19 protein-coding genes are annotated in these 18367 nt (G+C 53.4%); 13 read left to right on the plus strand and 6 right to left on the minus strand.

The window, feature by feature from the left end; translation table 11 throughout:
- The first annotated feature begins 9 nt into the window (after positions 1-9).
- Both ASD8599_RS11225 and ASD8599_RS11230 read left to right on the plus strand, forming a co-directional pair.
- On the plus strand, positions 10-894 hold the full coding sequence (locus tag ASD8599_RS11225) for an alpha/beta fold hydrolase (RefSeq protein ID WP_108828614.1): 885 nt from the start codon (positions 10-12) through the stop codon (positions 892-894).
- A gap of 73 nt (positions 895-967) precedes the next feature.
- Positions 968-1153, plus strand: a complete 186-nt coding sequence (locus ASD8599_RS11230; protein WP_146188216.1) for a hypothetical protein — start codon at positions 968-970, stop codon at positions 1151-1153.
- A 47-nt stretch (positions 1154-1200) separates the two neighbouring features.
- On the opposite strand, the gene ASD8599_RS11235 is transcribed toward ASD8599_RS11230, so the two are convergent.
- From ASD8599_RS11235 to ASD8599_RS11245, 3 genes are all read right to left on the minus strand, one after another.
- On the minus strand, positions 1201-1944 hold the full coding sequence (locus tag ASD8599_RS11235) for an RlmE family RNA methyltransferase (protein WP_108828616.1): 744 nt from the start codon (positions 1942-1944) through the stop codon (positions 1201-1203).
- Between the two features lie 2 nt (positions 1945-1946).
- Complete coding sequence (locus tag ASD8599_RS11240) at positions 1947-3080, minus strand: Ppx/GppA phosphatase family protein (protein ID WP_108828617.1); 1134 nt, start codon at positions 3078-3080, stop codon at positions 1947-1949.
- A gap of 115 nt (positions 3081-3195) precedes the next feature.
- The gene (locus tag ASD8599_RS11245) at positions 3196-3870 is read right to left on the minus strand and encodes a sulfotransferase family 2 domain-containing protein (protein WP_181364471.1); all 675 of its coding nucleotides are present in this window, start codon (positions 3868-3870) and stop codon (positions 3196-3198) included.
- Between the two features lie 238 nt (positions 3871-4108).
- On the opposite strand from ASD8599_RS11245, the gene ASD8599_RS11250 reads away from it, so the two are divergent.
- The 8 genes from ASD8599_RS11250 (at position 4109) to ASD8599_RS11285 (ending at position 10385) form a co-directional block, all read left to right on the plus strand.
- Positions 4109-4411, plus strand: a complete 303-nt coding sequence (locus tag ASD8599_RS11250; RefSeq protein WP_108828619.1) for a virulence factor — start codon at positions 4109-4111, stop codon at positions 4409-4411.
- Between the two features lie 28 nt (positions 4412-4439).
- The gene (locus ASD8599_RS11255; protein WP_108828620.1) at positions 4440-5366 is read left to right on the plus strand and encodes a methylenetetrahydrofolate reductase; all 927 of its coding nucleotides are present in this window, start codon (positions 4440-4442) and stop codon (positions 5364-5366) included.
- Positions 5367-5378: 12 nt separating this feature from the next.
- Positions 5379-6461, plus strand: a complete 1083-nt coding sequence (locus tag ASD8599_RS11260; protein WP_108828621.1) for a methyltetrahydrofolate cobalamin methyltransferase — start codon at positions 5379-5381, stop codon at positions 6459-6461.
- Between the two features lie 191 nt (positions 6462-6652).
- Positions 6653-6931, plus strand: a complete 279-nt coding sequence (locus tag ASD8599_RS11265; RefSeq protein ID WP_108828622.1) for an STAS domain-containing protein — start codon at positions 6653-6655, stop codon at positions 6929-6931.
- Positions 6928-7293 carry a response regulator gene (locus ASD8599_RS11270; RefSeq protein WP_108828623.1) on the plus strand — a complete coding sequence of 122 codons (366 nt, stop codon included), beginning with the start codon at positions 6928-6930 and terminating at the stop codon, positions 7291-7293. The genes ASD8599_RS11265 and ASD8599_RS11270 overlap by 4 nt, the downstream gene beginning before the upstream one ends.
- 11 nt (positions 7294-7304) lie before the next feature.
- Positions 7305-9431, plus strand: a complete 2127-nt coding sequence (locus ASD8599_RS11275; RefSeq protein ID WP_108828624.1) for a chemotaxis protein CheA — start codon at positions 7305-7307, stop codon at positions 9429-9431.
- A gap of 17 nt (positions 9432-9448) precedes the next feature.
- The gene (locus tag ASD8599_RS11280) at positions 9449-9907 is read left to right on the plus strand and encodes a chemotaxis protein CheW (protein ID WP_108828625.1); all 459 of its coding nucleotides are present in this window, start codon (positions 9449-9451) and stop codon (positions 9905-9907) included.
- A 91-nt stretch (positions 9908-9998) separates the two neighbouring features.
- The gene (locus ASD8599_RS11285; protein ID WP_108828626.1) at positions 9999-10385 is read left to right on the plus strand and encodes a response regulator; all 387 of its coding nucleotides are present in this window, start codon (positions 9999-10001) and stop codon (positions 10383-10385) included.
- Positions 10386-10941: 556 nt separating this feature from the next.
- On the opposite strand, the gene ASD8599_RS11295 is transcribed toward ASD8599_RS11285, so the two are convergent.
- Together ASD8599_RS11295 and ASD8599_RS11300 are read right to left on the minus strand one after the other, a co-directional pair.
- Positions 10942-11973: an ACP S-malonyltransferase gene (locus ASD8599_RS11295; protein WP_108828628.1), complete on the minus strand. Its 1032-nt coding sequence runs from the start codon at positions 11971-11973 to the stop codon at positions 10942-10944.
- Positions 11970-14162, minus strand: a complete 2193-nt coding sequence (locus ASD8599_RS11300) for a thiamine pyrophosphate-dependent enzyme (RefSeq protein WP_108828629.1) — start codon at positions 14160-14162, stop codon at positions 11970-11972. The genes ASD8599_RS11295 and ASD8599_RS11300 overlap by 4 nt, the downstream gene beginning before the upstream one ends.
- Positions 14163-14273: 111 nt before the next feature.
- On the opposite strand from ASD8599_RS11300, the gene ASD8599_RS11305 reads away from it, so the two are divergent.
- Positions 14274-15218 (plus strand): aldose epimerase family protein, encoded by a 945-nt coding sequence (locus tag ASD8599_RS11305; RefSeq protein ID WP_108828630.1) that lies wholly within the window; start codon positions 14274-14276, stop codon positions 15216-15218.
- Between the two features lie 241 nt (positions 15219-15459).
- Positions 15460-15789 carry a TfoX/Sxy family protein gene (locus ASD8599_RS11310; RefSeq protein WP_108828631.1) on the plus strand — a complete coding sequence of 110 codons (330 nt, stop codon included), beginning with the start codon at positions 15460-15462 and terminating at the stop codon, positions 15787-15789.
- 108 nt (positions 15790-15897) lie between these two features.
- Here ASD8599_RS11310 and ndk read toward each other — a convergent pair whose 3' ends face one another.
- Complete coding sequence (gene ndk, locus ASD8599_RS11315) at positions 15898-16320, minus strand: nucleoside-diphosphate kinase (RefSeq protein WP_108828632.1); 423 nt, start codon at positions 16318-16320, stop codon at positions 15898-15900.
- A 143-nt stretch (positions 16321-16463) separates the two neighbouring features.
- Between ndk and ASD8599_RS11320 the strand changes: the two genes are divergently transcribed.
- Positions 16464-18308, plus strand: a complete 1845-nt coding sequence (locus ASD8599_RS11320; RefSeq protein WP_108830143.1) for an ABC-F family ATP-binding cassette domain-containing protein — start codon at positions 16464-16466, stop codon at positions 18306-18308.
- The last annotated feature ends 59 nt before the right edge of the window (positions 18309-18367 follow it).

An 18367-nucleotide genomic window follows, 5' to 3' on the forward strand; every position in this document is an offset into this window, starting at 1 on the left:
GGACAGATCATGATTGACGGGTTTGAAAACGGCACAGCGCAGCTTGGCGACCAGACGATAGCTTACAGCATAGGCGGGTCCGGCCCTGCCTTGTTGTTGTTACATGGTTTTCCACAAACCCGCGCAATGTGGCGACAGGTGGCACCGGCGCTTGCACACCACTTCACCGTCGTTGCAGCCGATTTGCGCGGCTACGGCGACAGCGCGGCGCCGGAAGGCATGGAAAACTACAGCTTTCGTGCAATGGCGGCCGATCAAACGGCACTTATGGCCCATTTGGGGCACGACAGATTCCATCTTGTGGGGCATGATCGTGGTGCGCGCACCGCGCATAGGCTGACACTGGATGCCCCCGAAGCTGTCAAAAGCCTGACAGTGATGGACATCATTCCAACGCATACACTGTTAAACGATCTGCAACAAAACGTGGCACGGGCCTATTACCATTGGTTTTTTCTGGCGCAGCCCGCACCATTTCCAGAAAATCTAATCGCATCCGACCCCGACACCTACTACCAGACCGCCTTGACGGCTTGGGGGGCAACACCGCTTGACGCTTTTGATCCCGTCGCTCTGGACCACTACCGCAATGCGTGGCGCAAACCGGAAGTGATCCATGCCACATGCAACGATTACCGCGCGGCCATTGACGTGGATTTTGCATTGGATGCGGCCGATCTGGGGCGCGAAATCACCTGCCCTGCTTTGGTGCTTTACGGCGCAGACGGCATTATGGGCAAGCTGTATGATGTGCCAGCCACATGGGCGGACCGCCTGACGCATATGCAAAGCGCAGGCCTGCCTGGCGGGCATTTCTTTGTGGACGAACATCCCACAGGCACCACACAGGCTTTGTTGGATTTCTTGTTGTCAGACACTGTTGTCGGGCTTTGAATAACCTTGGATGCGCCCCACCATTGGCGCATTCTTCACGTATGGTTTTGTGACTGAAACACAGGACGATCTTATGTCACGACATCTTCATGATCCCAAGGACCCGCGCCATTCGCGGCTGTTTGAGCTGTTGCGCCAAGGCGAACGGGCCGCTGACGTTGTGGCGCCTGCCCGCAAATTGACGTTTCGCAAAGCGACACCTGAAGAGGTGGAGATGATCAAGCTGAGTGCCGCGAAAACACTACAGCGCCCCAACTAGGCCCTGCCCGTCACATCACTATCGACTTGCGCTTTGGCCTTTCAAATTTAGCCTTTGAAACCGGTCGCCACGACAAATTTTTCAGAACTGTCGGAGCGCGATGAAGGTGGCTTGAAATTCGCCACTTTCTTAAAGCGCTGCTTCAGCAGTTTTTGCAAATCGCCCTCAGCCCCCCCCGCCAGAACTTTGGCGACAAATGTGCCGCCCTCTTCCAGAACGTCAAAAGCAAAATACGCAGCAGCCTCACACAAAGCGATGATGCGCATGTGATCGGTTTGCTTATGACCGGAACTGGAGGCCGCCATATCGGACATCACAACATCCGCCTGCCCACCCAGCCAGTCCTTGACCTTCAGATCAGCGTCGTCTTCCATAAAATCCAATTGATGCAAAGTGCAGCCTGCAATCGGTTCCATTTCCTGCAGATCCACGCCCAGAATTGTGCCAACTGCCTTGCCTGATCGCTCGTCCAGCGCATTGACGCGTTTGACCGCCACCTGACACCAACCGCCCGGCGCACAGCCCAGATCAACCACCCGCGCCCCCGGCACCAAAAAGCGGTACTTATCATCCAGCTCCATGATTTTGAACGCAGCCCGTCCGCGGTACCCTTCGGCACGGGCGCGTTTGACATAAGGGTCGTTCAACTGGCGCTGTAACCAGCGGGTCGAACTGGTTGTGCGCCCGCGGGCCGATTTGACCTTTACTTTCAGATCACGCTGTCCGCGCCCCGAGGTATTCTTGCCCGTAGGCGTCTTGCCACTGCCTGATGGTCCGGGTTTCTTAGCCATGCTCAAAACGCTCCACTGTCCAGAACGCCATCGGCGCTCATTTGTGCATATAACAGCCCTTCACGCAGACCGCGATCCGCAACTGACAATTTGTCTGTGGGCCAGCAACGCATCAATGCCTGCAAAATCGCGGCCCCCGACATGATCAACGCCTGACGGTCTTGGCCGATGCGCGGGTCGGCACGGCGTCCGTCAGGGCCCATTTCCAGATATGAGCTGATCACGGTGTCGATTTGCGTCGACGACATGCGCAGCCCGTCTACTTTTGTCCGGTCGTACCGCTTCAGCCCAAGGTGACTGGCCGCCACAGTTGTGACGGTGCCGGACGTGCCGACAATCTGAAAACGTTCGCGGGCTTCCGTGTCGTGATAGGGCGAAAAATCAGACAGGTTTTCTTCAAAAAACCAGCTCATAAGCGCAAACCGTGCGGCGTCGTTTTCAACATCATTAAACTGGTCGCGCAATGTCGCCACACCCAAAGGCACGGAAATCCAGTCAACGACCCGTGCCGCCGGCATTGATTTGTCCAGCGCGATAAACCCCGAATGCAACCGCATGATAGATTGCGGGCGATCCCGTTTGGGCACATTTTTCATGTCGATCCAAACCAGTTCGGTCGACCCGCCCCCGATATCCACAACCAACAGGTTTTCGGTCTTTTTGCTGACCAATGGGGCGCAGGAAATGACCGCAAGCCGTGCTTCTTCTTCGGGTTTGATGATTTCAAGACGCAGACCGGTTTCGCGGTGGGCACGGTTGATAAAATCATCCGCATTAAGCGCCCGACGACAGGCCTCAGTCGCCACCAAACGCATGCGTTTGACTTTATGTTTGCGTAATTTTTGCTGGCAGATGCGCAAGGCCTGAACGGTACGCGCCATTGATCCGCGCGACAAACGCCCGCTTTTCTCAAGTCCCGCCCCCAATTGGACGGACTTTGAGAAACTGTCCACCACATGGAACCCGCCCCCTTTGGGCTGGGCTATCAACATGCGGCAGCTATTTGTTCCCAAATCCAATGCAGCATAAAGCTGCTCAGACCGGGGCTGTGCCGGTACGGGACGTCTTTTTGACGGACGCTTTACAGCGCCCTTATCGTTTTGCGCGCCCGCACCATTGGGACGCTGTGGCGCCATCTTGCGCGCCTTTCATATCGAGTTGTGTTTACGATAAGCCTGCAGCCAAGCACACGCAAGACCCAAGCGCCGCACAGGCCCATTTAGGGACCGGACCCATTTAGGGGCCAGACCGCTACAGTGCCTGCAATTGCGCCGGGCGTTTGTCGTAGTGGTTGATCAAGAACCCGTATTCCAAACACAACCACGGCGTCAGCGCTTTTACAGTTTCCGGTTTCAAATCATCCAGCGTCAAAGTCATCGAGCTTGTATTTTCGCGCCCGATCTCAAATGGCGCATTGGTCCAGTCGCTGAGATCCTTTGCCAATGCCCCCAACTTTTCCGTGGGGTAGACCTTTTTGTACACACTCAGATCGGGGCCGGTGAACAACCACGTGTGCATCGCATGGTGTTTGATAACCGAGGCCGCCTTTTTGTAGGCGTCCAGATTTTGAAAGAAGAAATCCGGATCAGGGTCCACAGGCAAGTTATAGGCCCCGTTTTTGATTTTCCGGCTGTTTTTAAGTTCACCACGTTCCACCACACGGTTCGTGTAACACGCCATCAAGCGTTTGACCGGATCGCGGACCACGGTGAAACCGAACCAGTCGGGATCAAGGGCAGACCACCGGTGCGGGCGAAACCGTTGTGTTGGATACACCATATGCCACTTGTCATAGTCATATTCGGTGTCCGCCAATTCATCCACTTTGACGGCTGGGTCGATCGTGGCCAATGCCTTTTTTATCGAAGAACACGCCGCTTTTGGCAGCGCCATATAGGCTATCTTATGTGCTTCGACTTTGATCATTTTGGTATGCAGCCTCACGCTTTTGCACATGTGATCCATGCTTTGGACACAACCTAAAACATCGCCCTCATGAAAACCATGAGGATTTTGAGCAACCCGCGCACTGGCCCCTTTTACAGAGCCCGCCTAAACAGGTGCAGACAAAGAGGTCGCGGACAGCTTCGTTTCTGTCGAAAAACGACGCCGGAATGCGCAAAACCTGCCCTACACAGGCCAAACCAACCAAGGGGAATCACACATGCCAGACGTCACGATCGTATATTGGCGCGACATTCCTGCCCAAGTCATCGTGGGCAAAGGACGTCGTGGATCAAAACGCCAGCTGGAAGAGCGGTTTGAACAAGCCATCGACCGCGCCGCGATGAAAGTGAACGCCAAAGATGCCGATGCTTATCTTGCCGAATGGCGCAAAGCGGCCCCCTACCCCATGGACGGTGACCCCGACCAGATCGCAGAGGCAGAAGCCCTGCGTCTGGAAGCCGAATATGATGCAGATCGCATCAAGGCGTTGATTGCAAACGACGGACACGCCCCAACCTGACGGGTCCACTCCTTGGAAAGGAAAGCTGATGGCTTTGTTCAATTTCAAAAAATCCGAAGGCCCCGATGCAGGCCGTTTGTCCCCAGAGGTTGAAAGCTTTCTGCAAGGCTATTCCATCGAGGTGATGCCCCGCACTGCTGCAAAAGTGGATAACTTTGGCGACATCTTGCCCGAAGGCACGCGCGTTTACATCGCGCATATCGAAGGCACCCCCATCGAAGACATGGTCGACACCGCCAAGCGCCTAAACGCCGAAGGCTTTGATGTGATGCCGCACTTTCCGGCCCGCATCATCAAAGACGCATCCACTTTGCAAGACTGGATCGCCCGTTATCAAGGCGAAGCAAACGTCGATCAGGCGTTGCTATTGGCTGGCGGCGTCACAACGCCTCATGGTGATTTCGACAGCTCCATGCAGCTTTTGGAAACAGGTGCGTTTGACGCGGCCGGCTTCAAACATTTGCACGTCGCAGGCCACCCCGAAGGCAACAAAGACATTGATCCCGACGGCAGCATGAAAAACGTCGATGACGCGCTGCGCTGGAAGCAGGATTTTTCCACCCGTACCGATGCGAAGATGGCTTTGGCCACTCAGTTTGCCTTTGAAGCAGGTCCGATCATCGAATGGGCTGACGCGCTGAAAGCAGCGGGCATTGATTTGCCCATTCACATCGGCATTGCGGGTCCCGCCAAGCTGCAAACCATGATCAAATTTGCCATCGCTTGCGGCGTTGGCCCCTCTTTGCGTGTGCTGCAACGGCGCGCCAAAGACGTCACGAAACTGCTTTTGCCATTTGAACCCACAGAAGTCATCTCGGAATTGGCTGCACACAAAGCGGCCAACCCAGATTTCAACATCGCCCAAGTTCACTTTTTCCCGCTGGGCGGCATCAAAACCAATGCAAATTGGGCTATCGAAAACGGTGGGGCCGCAGCCACACCGAAAAACGCATAAAGGATTGCCGTCATGGTAAAAACGATTGTCGAATCCAAGACAAAAACAGCCGTCATCGGGTTTGACCAGCCCTTTTGCGTGATCGGAGAACGGATCAACCCAACGGGCCGAAAAGTACTGTCCGAAGAATTGGAACGCGGTGATTTTTCACGCGTTGAAGCCGATGCATTGGCACAGGTTATGGCGGGCGCGAATATCCTCGACATCAACTCTGGTGCTGTTTTTTCCAACAAAATGGCCGAAGACCCCCGCTATGCGGACAACAACTTTGTTGAGCCTATGTTGATGACCGAACTGGTGCAGCGCGTACAAGCCATTACAGACTGCCCCTTGTGCATCGACAGCTCTGTTCCAGGGGCTTTGGAAAACGGTTTGGCCGCTGCCGAAGGTCGCCCCCTTTTGAACTCGGTTACAGGCGAAGAAGAACGTCTGGAAATGGTTTTGCCGTTGGTCAAGAAATACAACGTGCCTGTTGTCGCGATTTCCAACGACGACACAGGTATTTCCGAAGACCCGGATGTGCGTTTCGCTGTTGCCAAGAAAATCGTGGAACGGGCGGCTGATTTCGGCATTCCCGCGCATGACATCGTTGTTGACCCATTGGTTATGCCGATTGGTGCGATGGCCACTGCCGGACTTCAGGTTTTCACGCTTGTACGCCGTTTGCGCGAAGAACTGGGCGTGAACACGACATGTGGCGCGTCCAACATTTCTTTTGGTCTGCCGAACCGTCACGGCATCAACAATGCGTTTTTGCCGATGGCAATGGGCGCAGGCATGACGTCAGCGATCATGAACCCTGTGGCATTGCCGGTTGGCCCAAAGCGTTTGGCGGAGAAGCGCGCGGAAGTCGAAGCATCAGGTATCATCTTACCGGCTGATATGGATGACGAAGCTTTTGCTCAAATGTTTGGGATCGGATCAACCCAGGCACGCGCAGGCAAGGAAATGGAAGCCATTCGCGCAGCCAATTTCCTGACAGACAATGACCCGCACGGCGGTGATTGGATCAGCTTTAACAAGGTGGCGCCCAAAGCTGGCCAAGAAGGCCGCGGTCGCGCCGGGCGCACAGGTGGACGCCGTCGTAAGGCCTGATCACTACACTAAATAACAGATTTAAACGCCCCGTTGCTTCCGCAGCGGGGCGTTTTCTTTTGGAGATGCAAAAGAAATCTTAGCTAGTAACGCTGTCTTAAGAACCCCTCGGCTAAACAGAGATCGTTCGAATTGAGACTGGATGGAGAACGCGATGACGATGCAACAGGTTGGTAGTTTGGATCAGATCTATGGCTGAGACAATTAAACTAACAGCGCGGCTCGATCTGTCCTTTTCTGAGAAACTGGTATCGGATTTGAAAGCAGTCGATGCAGGCACCGACATTATTTTGGACGCCTCAGACGTCGTACATTTCGGCGCATTAGGTGCACAGGCCATTTTGGCAACGGCACGGCGCACCCACGCATCAGGGGCATCTTTAAAGCTTGAAAATGTCAGCGAACGTGTCGAACAGCAATTGGGCTACATGGGGCTCAATTCCGCAAACCTCATGGAGGGCACAGCATGAGCCTTGAAATTTTGGCCGTTGATGACAGCCGTACAATGCGTGAAATGATCCGACTGGCGTTGGAACCAGCCGGTTTTACTGTCCATACTGCCGATGACGGTATTCACGGTGTCGAAGTTCTTGAAAACCTTTCCCCCGACGCGATTATCACCGACATCAACATGCCTCGGATGGACGGCTTCGGGTTCATCGACGCGGTCCGCCAAAAGAATTCATATCGCGCCACTCCTATTTTGGTCCTGACCACTGAAGCTGCACCTGAACTTAAAATGCGTGCGCGGCAAGCCGGGGCAACAGGGTGGATCGTAAAGCCGTTTGAACCGACGAAATTGATCAAAGCGCTTCAGATGGTTGCCGGGTAAGGACAAAAAACATGACCGAACCAACCGATCCAATGGCCGAGATTAAGGCCTCATTCTTCATTGAATGTGAAGAATTGCTTGAAGCGATGCACGATGGATTGCAGACCATTGACGACGGCGAATGGGACGCTGAGACAATCAACGTCGTCTTTCGGGCGGTCCATTCGATCAAGGGTGGTGCCGGTGCTTTTGGGTTGGAAAAACTGGTCCGGTTTGCGCACCGGTATGAAACGGTGATGGACAGTATCCGATCGGGTACTTTGGAAATCGACAGCAGTCTCTTAAAATTGTTCTTCCGTTGCGCTGATCACCTTTCAGATCTTGTTCGTGCAGCACGCGACGGATTTGATCTGCCGGACGATCAAGGGAAGCTACTGACTGATGAGCTTGATGTTGCAATTGGCGGAAGCCCGGAAGAAGAAGCTGAAGAAGAAGAAATCGACTTCCAACCAATGGGGTTAAATCTGGACCTTGATCTGGACCTTGATCTGGACATACCCGATATGTCCGTCGAACCAGAGCAGCCTAAATTCTACATTCATTTCACCCCCAATGCAGAACTTTTCGAAACTGGAAATGAACCGTTTCAAATTCTCAAAGCATTGCAAGAACTGGGTAAATGCAAAACCGAATGCAATCTGGACAAGTTGCCTGCCTTAGAGGAATTGTCGCCAGAAATGCCTTATCTTTCATGGCAGGTGACGCTCTCGGCAAATGTTGAAACTGCTGAAATTGAGTCTGTTTTTGAATTTGTCGATGGACTGTGCGACCTAAAAATTACTTCGGACAGTGCGCAAAGCCCAAACGTCACGCCTGAAGTGGATGATCTGCCTGATCTGCCAGAACCTCCACCGACACAAGATGACGCACCTGATACTGGTCTAGGAATGAAGCCTCCACAACCCTTGCAGACGCCACCTAAAGCACCCGGAGCCGCAGCAGCGAAGTCCGTTGTGCGCGTTGATTTGGACAGAATTGAACGTTTGGTAAACTTGGTCGGTGAATTGGTTATCAACCAAGCCATGTTGTCGCAAAGTCTGGAAGCAGCCGGGCTGTCACCACATTCGGATGCAATGAACGGACTGGAAGAATTTCAACGTCTCACCCGTGACATTCAGGACAGTGTCATGATGATCCGTGCACAGCCTGTTAAGTCTCTATTTCAAAGAATGTCACGTATCATACGTGAAGCATCTGCGGCCGTTAATAAGGACGTTCGGCTGGAAACTGACGGCGAAAATACTGAAGTCGACAAAACTGTCATTGAACGTCTTGCTGACCCCCTGACCCATATGATCCGAAATGCTGTCGATCACGGATTGGAAACAACTGCGGACCGCAAAGCAGCAGGGAAATCTCCACAAGGACAAGTCCGTTTGACCGCTGCGCATCGCTCGGGCCGCGTTGTGATTGAAGTTTCAGATGACGGCGGCGGAATAAACCGACCCAAAGTTCAGCAGATTGCCACTGAAAAAGGGCTCATTCCTGCTGACGCTGTGCTATTGGACACTGAAATCGACAATCTGTTGTTTCTTCCAGGCTTTTCAACCGCAAGCAGCGTGTCAGACCTTTCGGGGCGCGGTGTGGGAATGGACGTAGTAAGGACTTCTATTCAGGCTTTGGGCGGACGCATCACAATAACCTCCCAGAAAGGGGTTGGCACAACCTTTTCAATATCGTTGCCATTAACACTGGCAGTGTTGGATGGAATGGTTGTTCAAATCGCAGAAGAAACGCTTGTTCTACCTCTAAATGTCGTGGTGGAAACACTGACCCTTACCGAAGAAAATTTGGACCAGGTCCGCCCTGGACTTGATGTCGTTCGGGTCCGCGGAGAGTTCGTTCCCCTTTTTGATCTGGGGGTCTCTTTAGGGTACCGGGAGACAAAAGACAGCTATATAGATTCTGTCGTGTTGTTGATTGTTCAGGAAGACGGCAATAGGGCCGCGCTCATCGTTGACGATATTCAAGACCAACGCCAAGTGGTGATCAAAGGGTTAGATGACAGCTTCTATCGTGCCCCCGGGATCGCAGCAGCAACCATTCTGGGTGATGGGCAGATTGCCCTTATTCTCGACCCTTCGGACATAATTGTTCAAGCGCAGGATAGTTCAGCTGCAACCAGATTTGCTTCGTAAATAACAGGACATTTCAAATGACCGATGTAGAAACCAGCGTACCTTCCGAATTGCTCACCTTCCGTCTCGGGGACCAAGAGTATTCACTGGACATCATGTGTGTCCGAGAAATCCGAGGATGGACGCGGACAACGCCATTGCCACATGCGCCCAAGCATATGAAAGGCGTCATAAATCTCCGCGGCACCGTTCTTCCGGTAATGGATTTGGCGGAACGACTGGGAATGGAATCTCGAGAACATACCGAGCGAAATGTCATTATTGTCGTCAAACACAAAGATAGCATGACAGGGCTTCTTGTAGACGCCGTGTCGGATATCATCGCTTTAACGGAAAGCGATCTTCAACCCCCTCCTGAAATGTCAACAAGTTCTCAAGCTGGTGTTATTAAGGCCCTTACCTTGCTGGATGAACGCATGATCCGGGTGTTGGATTTGTCGAACATTATAGAGCTGGAAAAAAGTGAGGCCGCCTGACGAAAAAAACAACACAACAGACGCTTCGAAATCATCCGATTTTGAAAAAGAAAATCAAATTTTCGACCACCGTACACCATAGGGAAAATAAATGGCACTGAGGGATCAAATCAGAATTATGGTAGTCGATGACATGTCCACAAGCAGAGGACTGATAACTCAAGCCCTTGATTCATTCGGCATTTCAAATGTGTCGACAGCCGAAGACGGTGCAGATGCACTTCGGGTTCTGGCCAAGGCGCCAGTTCACTTGGTCATATCTGACTATAACATGCCAAATATGGACGGCCTAAAGTTGCTTCACAGCTTACGCAGCGGAGAAAAGACAAAAGGCGTTGGGTTTATTCTCGTAACCGGCCGTGCTGAACAGCAAATTATAGACTATGGGCGTAAATTGGGCATGAATAACTATTTAAAAAAGCCATTTGAGCAAGCAGATTTGCGCAGATGCATAGAGACCGTTGTTGGTCCTCTCTAAAAATGAAGGATCATGATCCAAATTCCGAAGTACAATATTTGTTGACTGTTTTGGGCAGAATGGCCCAGCACGTCGCGAACTTGTCGAAGACTTTGACAACCACAGAAGACTTCATGACAGAACATTTCCATGTCATCCTGTCCAAACATCCGAATGCTATGGAAGACTTTCAGCGGCTAGATTTTTTGAACCAATCGATTATGGACACGTCCAGATTGCTATGCAGTCTTAGCGAAGGGTGTACGGACCCAAAACAATTGGTTCAAGACCTACATCTGGCATCGACACAACATTTGGTATGCCCGGTCGCTTCGGAAAAAATGCCTGAAGATGGTACAGGTGATGTCAATTTGTTTTGAAGTAACTACCGTGAAACCTCTATTCCGCTAGATCAACGCAGTCAGGGTCTGGTTTCCGTACCGACGTTTTCGAAGACACTTAATAAAAACTGACGCAACGGAAATTCAATCTACCGGCTCACTGGTCTGATTAGATGTTACTCAACAACGTCGGTGCGGCTGCGTCTCACAATCATAAAGAATGATACCGACGTGCGTCATTTCTCCACTTTTCGTCTCTGATCGTCACGACCCATGGCACTCAACACCCCAGTTTCGGCCTGAAGCTGCAAAAAACTGTCTCGATCGCGCATACCCAACCACCCGCAGCCCACCAGCGATTGCGCGACAGCACCGCCCAACGTCGTACCCGGCCCCGCGACAACAAACAAATCGGGGGCGTATTCTTTTGCCGCAACTTGTACAGCTTTCGTAAAATTATAGGTTTCACAGATCTGGTCGCCTAAAGTGTAGGCCGCCAAGGCCTGAAGGTCCGACATGTCAGGCCACCAGATCTTACCGGTTCCGTCAATAATGGGGACGTTGGGCGAACTCCAATCAATATCAGCCAGAGCCTGACGCCCCAGTTGCGCAACATTTTGTTGCATATGCGTGTGAAATGCAGCGTGGTTTTTCAGCCTTAATGGGAAAACGCCTTTCTGCGGAACCGCTTTTTCAAACGCAGCCAACCCGGCAATGTCCCCTGCGACAACAAGCATGCCACCCAAATCAATAGACAAAGACAACTGATGTTGAGGCTTTGACGCTATGTCTGAAATCAAGTTTAAAAGCCGCTGCTTTTCAACCTCATCACTTTGCCAGTCATCGCCAACAAAAGGATACACAGTTTGTCCGCCAACACCGTGTTCCTCCATCAAACAGCCCATGGTGTCGGCCACTTGAAAACCGTCTGGAAGCGACAAAACACTGGCAGCGGCCAAAGCCGTATACCAACCCATCGAATTGCCCGTAATCGCAACAATTTCAATATCATCTGCCAAGACCTGAGCATCCAGGGCCCCACACGCAAAGATCAGAGCCGACGCAACACTGCCAGTCGAATAGGTTTCCGGGTCAAATTTTGCGGCACCGTCAAGGTCCGACACTGTCAAGTGACCATTCGATTTCCGATGCGCATCGAATTGTCGAACAGTGTCGTTTTCAAGCCCGTGATGCCGCGACACGTACCCCAGCTCAGGGGCATTGTACGTCCCCCGTCCAGGAAAAATCAGCACCGCGCGGCGGGTCATGCGCCCTCTCCTGTCACCATGTTTCTGGCCATCGCAACAATTCCTTCACGGGATGGAAGTGTTGCAGAATAGGCCGGACCCGTCGCAATAAAGCTGTCTTCAGCCGCCAATATACCAACCGAATTTACGTTGTTTCGAGCCAGCAACGCAATCAGCGCATCGCCTTGTCCGCCGGTGCGTCGACATTCGTCCACGATCAATACGTGATCGCAGCCTTGAACAGCTTGCACAATTGCGGCTTCGGGCAAAGGCGCGATCCAACGCATGTCAATAACACGCGCATTGATGTTGAGATCCTCCAAATCAACCTGCGCCTGACGAGACAGATAATGCCCATTGCCATAGCTCAGTATCGCGATGTCTGTGCCATTCCCATGCACACCGATATCGGTTAACCCAATACTCTGACGGCCCAAAGGATACGTCGACATCCAACCACCATCGCCAGTTTGTGCAAGATCGCGCATGGGATAAAGGGCGATCGGTTCAACAAAAACCACGACCCTTTGTTCTTCACGCGCCAACCGAACGGCTTCACGCAACATGCCCACAGCATCCGCCCCATTAGACGGGCAGGCAATAATCACGCCGGGAATATCGCGCAGAACAGCCAAGGAGTTGTCGTTGTGAAAATGCCCCCCGAAGCCCTTCTGGTACCCAAGCCCTGCGATGCGCAGCACCATTGGGTTGGTGAATTGACCATTTGAAAAGAACGGCAGCGTCGCCGCTTCCCCGCGCAATTGATCTTCGGCGTTGTGCAGATAGGCCAAGAACTGGATTTCAGGGATCGGAATAAAACCGTTGTGCGCCATGCCAATCGCAAGACCAAGGATGCTTTGTTCGTCCAACAGGCTGTCAATCACACGGTCTGGCCCGAAACGTTGCTGCAACCGCTGCGTTACACCGTAAACCCCGCCTTTGCGCCCGACATCTTCCCCCATCATGACCGTTTCGGGATGGTCCAACATAATGTCGGTTAAAGCCCAATTGATCAGCTTGGCCATAGGTTGCGGAGCCGCTTGTGCTTTTGCGTCACTTCCAAACACCGCTGTTCGCGTTGATGTGCTGGGTCCATTGCTTGGGGTGCAGGTGCGCTTTGGCGGGACGATGGCGGCCATAACATCTTGCGCCGTCTGCAGATGGGGCCGCGTGACGACTGTGGCCGCCACGTCTTTGACGCGTGCGGCGGTGGATGTGTAGATGTTCAAAGCATCTTCCGGCGCCAATGCCCCCGCATCCCGCAGCAAACGCACGCCGTGCAACAGTGGATCATTTGCCTCATCGGCCTCCACTTCGGACTTGGGGAGGTAACTGGTGGCGATATCCGCACCGGCGTGACCGTACAGACGTACCATTCTCAGGTGCAAAAACGCAGGTTTGCGCCGTGTACGCACATAGTCGGCAGCTGCTTGGGCCGTCGCGTATGTGTCATAGATGTCCAAACCGTCAGCCTCAAAATACGCGACCCCTGGGCGGTGTTTCATGGATGCCGCAATCCACCCTTGTGGCGTCTTAGTCGAAATCCCGATACCGTTGTCTTCACACACAAACAGCAAAGGCAATGGCGTGGCTTGAACAGATGTCCAGCCCGCGGTGTTAAACGCCCCTTGCGCTGTGGAGTGGTTGGCAGACGCATCACCGAAACTGCACATCGCAATGCCGTCTTGCGGCAATTCCCGATGTTCCGGGGCATGTCTGCGGGCCAACCCAAGTGAAAATGCGGCCCCGACGGCTTTCGGCAAATGACTTGCGATAGTTGATGTTTGCGGCGGTATCATCAGCGACTTTGATCCCAGAACTTTGTGCCGCCCGCCGCTTGTCGGGTCTTCGGAGGAACAGGCAAAACTAAGCAGCATGTCCCATGTTATCGTCTGCCCTGGCACTTGATCCGCGCGCGCGATTTGAAAAGCTGCATCGCGGTAGTGCAAAAACGCAATGTCATCGGGACGTAACGCACGTGCCACAGCCGCCATCCCCTCGTGGCCAGACGATCCGATAGTGTAAAAACCCTGCCCCGCCTTTTGCATGTCACGGCTGGTCAAGTCCAACGCCCGGCTCAGGCAGCCTGCCCGAAAAATCTCGATTGCTGTGGTTGCGTCCAAACCCGATTTTGGCGCAGCACCCTGAGGGAAATCCTGCGCCTGTACGCGCCGCAAGAAATTCTCATGCACGATTTTTGCGCGGTCCATTTGGGCATCCTTACATTGGTGTTGTTTGCACAAAAGGCTTGATCGGCGCCAAGGTCAAGCTTTGTCAAAGCGTGTCTTGCAAAAGCTGTGGATACGATCAAAATATGAAACATGACTGACAAATTCACCTTATCTTGCGGCCCCTTACACGCAGAAGTTCTGGCCCAAGGGGCAACCTTGTCTCGTCTACGTTATGTGAAACGCGACCTTTTGCTGGGGTTTGAGGATTCAGCAAACCATGCGAACATTCCTATCTTTGCCGGACCATTGGTCGGACCGATCGCAAACCGTCTTGCGAACGGCCAATTGGTCATCGATGGAAAAACCTATCAAATGCAGTGTAACGAAAACAACCGTACAACACTTCATTCGGGTGACAGCGGATTGCACGCCATCCATTGGACGGCCTCTGACGTAACCCCGACACAAATCACCCTGAAGTGCGTTTTGGAAGATGGCGTTGGCGGCTTACCCGGGCTTCGAAAATTTACAGCAACCTATCGTTTGACCGCGAACGCACTCAGTCTGGATATCACGGCGACGACGACGCAAAAAACCCCGATGAACATCGCCCACCATCCCTATTGGGCATTGGACAAAACGATCTCGGACACAAAACTTTGGGTGGCGGGGGACCGATATGTCGAAGTGGACAACGCGAACATTCCAACAGGCCAGACGCCCAAGACCGAAGGAACAGTTCTTGATTTCAACACGTTACGATACCTACCTCGTGCGAAAAATATAGACCATTGTGTTTGTTTGCCAGGGTCGAAACACATGACCCCCCGCCACATCGTAACGCTGCAGGCAAGCGACGGGTTATGCGTGGACATCGACAGCACGGAAGCGGGCCTGCAAGTCTATGACGGTGCGGGTCTACCGCAAAACGCAACCTGCGCCAGCTTTCCCCATGCGCTGGCGCCCTATGCCGGTGTCGCATTGGAGCCCCAAGGTTGGCCAGACGCCCCGAACCATGCAAGTTTTCCAGACATCCTGTTGGCCCCGGGCGACACCTATCGTCAAACCACGCGGTACCGTATTTCAAAGCGGTAAAGCCTCCGCCAACCTCGTCACAATTTTGCCTCATTTGCGCCCCCCTTTAACCTTAGAGCTGTGCTGAAGTTAACGGGTTCACAATCCATTGAGGTCCACAATGTCACAAAAAGACCCGGCACCAGCCCCGCAACCCGTTCAAGCGCAGGACAACCGCCCTGCCCCCGTCATCACGGATTACGCGAGCCTTTAAGCACGTTGTTTTGATGACAATCTAAACCACAGCTCATAAGATCAGGGCATGACAACGCCTGTATCTTCTATCCGCAACCTTGGCCCCGCCATGGAAGCGTCCTGCGAAAAGGCAGGAATACATTCCGCGGAAGAATTGCGGGCACTCGGGCCTGACGAAACCTACCGCCGCCTGTTGCAAACCGGCATGAAACCGCACTTCATCGGTTATTACGTGTTGGTGATGGGGCTTCAGGGGCGCCCGTGGAACGATTGCAAAGGCGATGAAAAACGCAATTTGCGCAAAAATTTTGATCAGATCAAATCCCAAGCCTCCGATGAAGGGCGTGGTGCATTCGAACAAATGATGAATAAAATCGGAATTTTGGAGAAGCGCTAAAAACAGGCGCGCACCGTACGTCATTCATAACACACGTATCTCAACAAAAAAGGGCCGGTGACTTGCACCCGCCCTTTTTCAAATCTTGTCGCTAAAAGCAGTTAGGGCTTAGCCCACCAACTCCAAACCAGAGAAGAAATACGCGATTTCCACTGCAGCTGTTTCTGGCGCATCAGAACCGTGAACAGAGTTTTCGCCGACGCTTTCGGCAAATTCCGCGCGGATCGTGCCCGGTGCAGCGTCAGCTGGGTTTGTAGCGCCCATGACTTCACGGTTTTTCGCAATGGCGCCTTCGCCTTCCAGAACCTGCACAACGACGGGTTCGGAAATCATGAACTCGCACAATTCGCCAAAGAAAGGGCGCTCAGAATGGACACCGTAAAATTCTTGCGCTTGCGCCAGAGTCATCTGGATGCGCTTGGATGCAACAACGCGCAAACCGGCTTCTTCGAACTTGGCAACGATCTTGCCTGTCAGGTTGCGTTTGGTGGCATCTGGTTTGATGATGGAAAAAGTACGCTCAAGCGCCATGGTATTCACTCCTGGGATGGTGCGGACCCCGGCCCGCCTTGACTATTGCGCGCCGCCTACCATGCACGGCGGCCCTTGAAAAGAACAATTCCGCCCGCCCACCACCGATTGACAGCGCAGCGCCCTTGCGCCACACCGCGCCCATGTTGCGCATCAATGATATATCCTATTCCGTCGAAGGCCGCCCGCTGCTTGCTGGTGCCAGTGCTGTCATTCCCGAAGGCCACAAGGTTGGCCTGATCGGGGCCAACGGTGCAGGCAAAACCACGCTGTTCAAGCTGATCCGCGGCGAATTGTTGCTGGACGGTGGCGACATTTCATTGCCGTCCAAAGCCCGCATCGGTGGTGTGGCCCAAGAAGTCCCCGCATCCGAGACATCGCTTGTCGACACGGTTTTGGCCGCCGACACCGAACGCGCATCTCTTTTGTCCGAACAGACCGAAGACCCCAACCGTATCGCAGAAATCCAGACCCGTCTGGCCGACATCAACGCATGGTCGGCCGAAGCACGCGCATCCTCAATCCTTAAGGGCCTGGGCTTTGATGACAAAGAACAACAGATGCCCTGCTCTGATTTTTCTGGCGGCTGGCGGATGCGTGTGGCCTTGGCAGCGGTTCTATTTTCGCAGCCTGACTTGCTGTTGCTCGATGAACCGACCAACTACCTTGACCTTGAAGGTGCGCTCTGGCTGGAAGCCTATCTGGCCAAATACCCCCACACCGTCATCATCATCAGCCACGACCGTGGTTTGTTGAACCGCGCCGTAGAAGGTATTTTGCACCTCGAAGAACGCAATCTGACTTTTTATTCAGGCCCCTATGACCAATTCGCGCGGCAACGGGCCGAACGCCGTGCTGTGCAAGCCGCAATGGCCAAGAAACAACAGGCGCGCAAAGATCACATGCAAGCCTTTGTGGATCGTTTCAAAGCCAAGGCATCCAAAGCGAAACAGGCGCAATCCCGCCTGAAAATGATCGAAAAGATGGATATGATCGCGGCCCCCGAAGAGGCTGCAAAGCGGGTGTTCACCTTTCCCGAACCCGAAGAAATGTCACCGCCCATCATCAACATTGAAGGCGGCTCAACCGGTTACGGCGACACAGTTGTGCTGAAAAAGCTTGACCTGCGCATCGACCAAGATGACCGTATCGCGTTGCTGGGCAAGAACGGGCAAGGCAAATCGACCCTGTCCAAACTGTTGTCTGACCGTCTGGATTTGATGGGTGGCCGTATGAACCGCTCCACCAAACTGCGCATCGGGTATTTCGCGCAGCATCAGGTGGATGAATTGTTCGTGGACGAGACGCCGCTGCAACACTTGCAGTCCATGCGCCCCGGCGTTCTGCAATCCAAGCTGCGGGCCAATCTGGCGGGCTTCGGGTTGGGGCCGGATCAGGCCGAAACTGTTGTAGGACGCCTCTCTGGTGGGCAAAAAGCGCGGCTTTCGTTGTTGCTGGCCACGCTGGACGCACCGCATATGCTGATTTTGGACGAACCGACAAACCACCTGGACATCGAAAGCCGCGAAGCATTGGTCGAAGCGCTAACCGCCTATACCGGCGCGGTCATCTTGGTCAGCCACGACATGCACCTGCTCAGCATGGTCGCGGACCGGCTTTGGCTCGTGTCTGATGGCACAGTAAAGCCCTACGACGACGATCTGGAAAGCTACCGCAAACTTCTGCTGTCCAGCGATAAACCGGCCAAAGCGAAGGCGGCAGCGCCCAAAGCACAAAAGCCCGGTCGGGACGCACTGTTGGCGTTAAAAGCCGAAGTGCGCAAATCCGAAGACCGTGTCGAAAAACTGAATACAATGCGCGACAAGCTGGCCACCAAACTGGCAGACCCTGCCCTTTACGAGGACAGCAAGCTTGGGGAAATGGAAGTTTGGCAGAAGAAGTACGCCGAAGTCATGAACGCGCTGGACCGTGCCGAAGCCCTGTGGATGCAGGCTTTGGAAAAGCTTGAAAAAGCCAATGCCGCCTAGACCACAAGCTTTTGTTTCTTTTCGCTAAAAATATCCCGGGGGTCCGGGGGCAGCGCCCC

The sequence above is a fragment of the Ascidiaceihabitans donghaensis genome, from assembly GCF_900302465.1.
GTDB classification, from domain to species: Bacteria; Pseudomonadota; Alphaproteobacteria; order Rhodobacterales; family Rhodobacteraceae; genus Ascidiaceihabitans; species Ascidiaceihabitans donghaensis.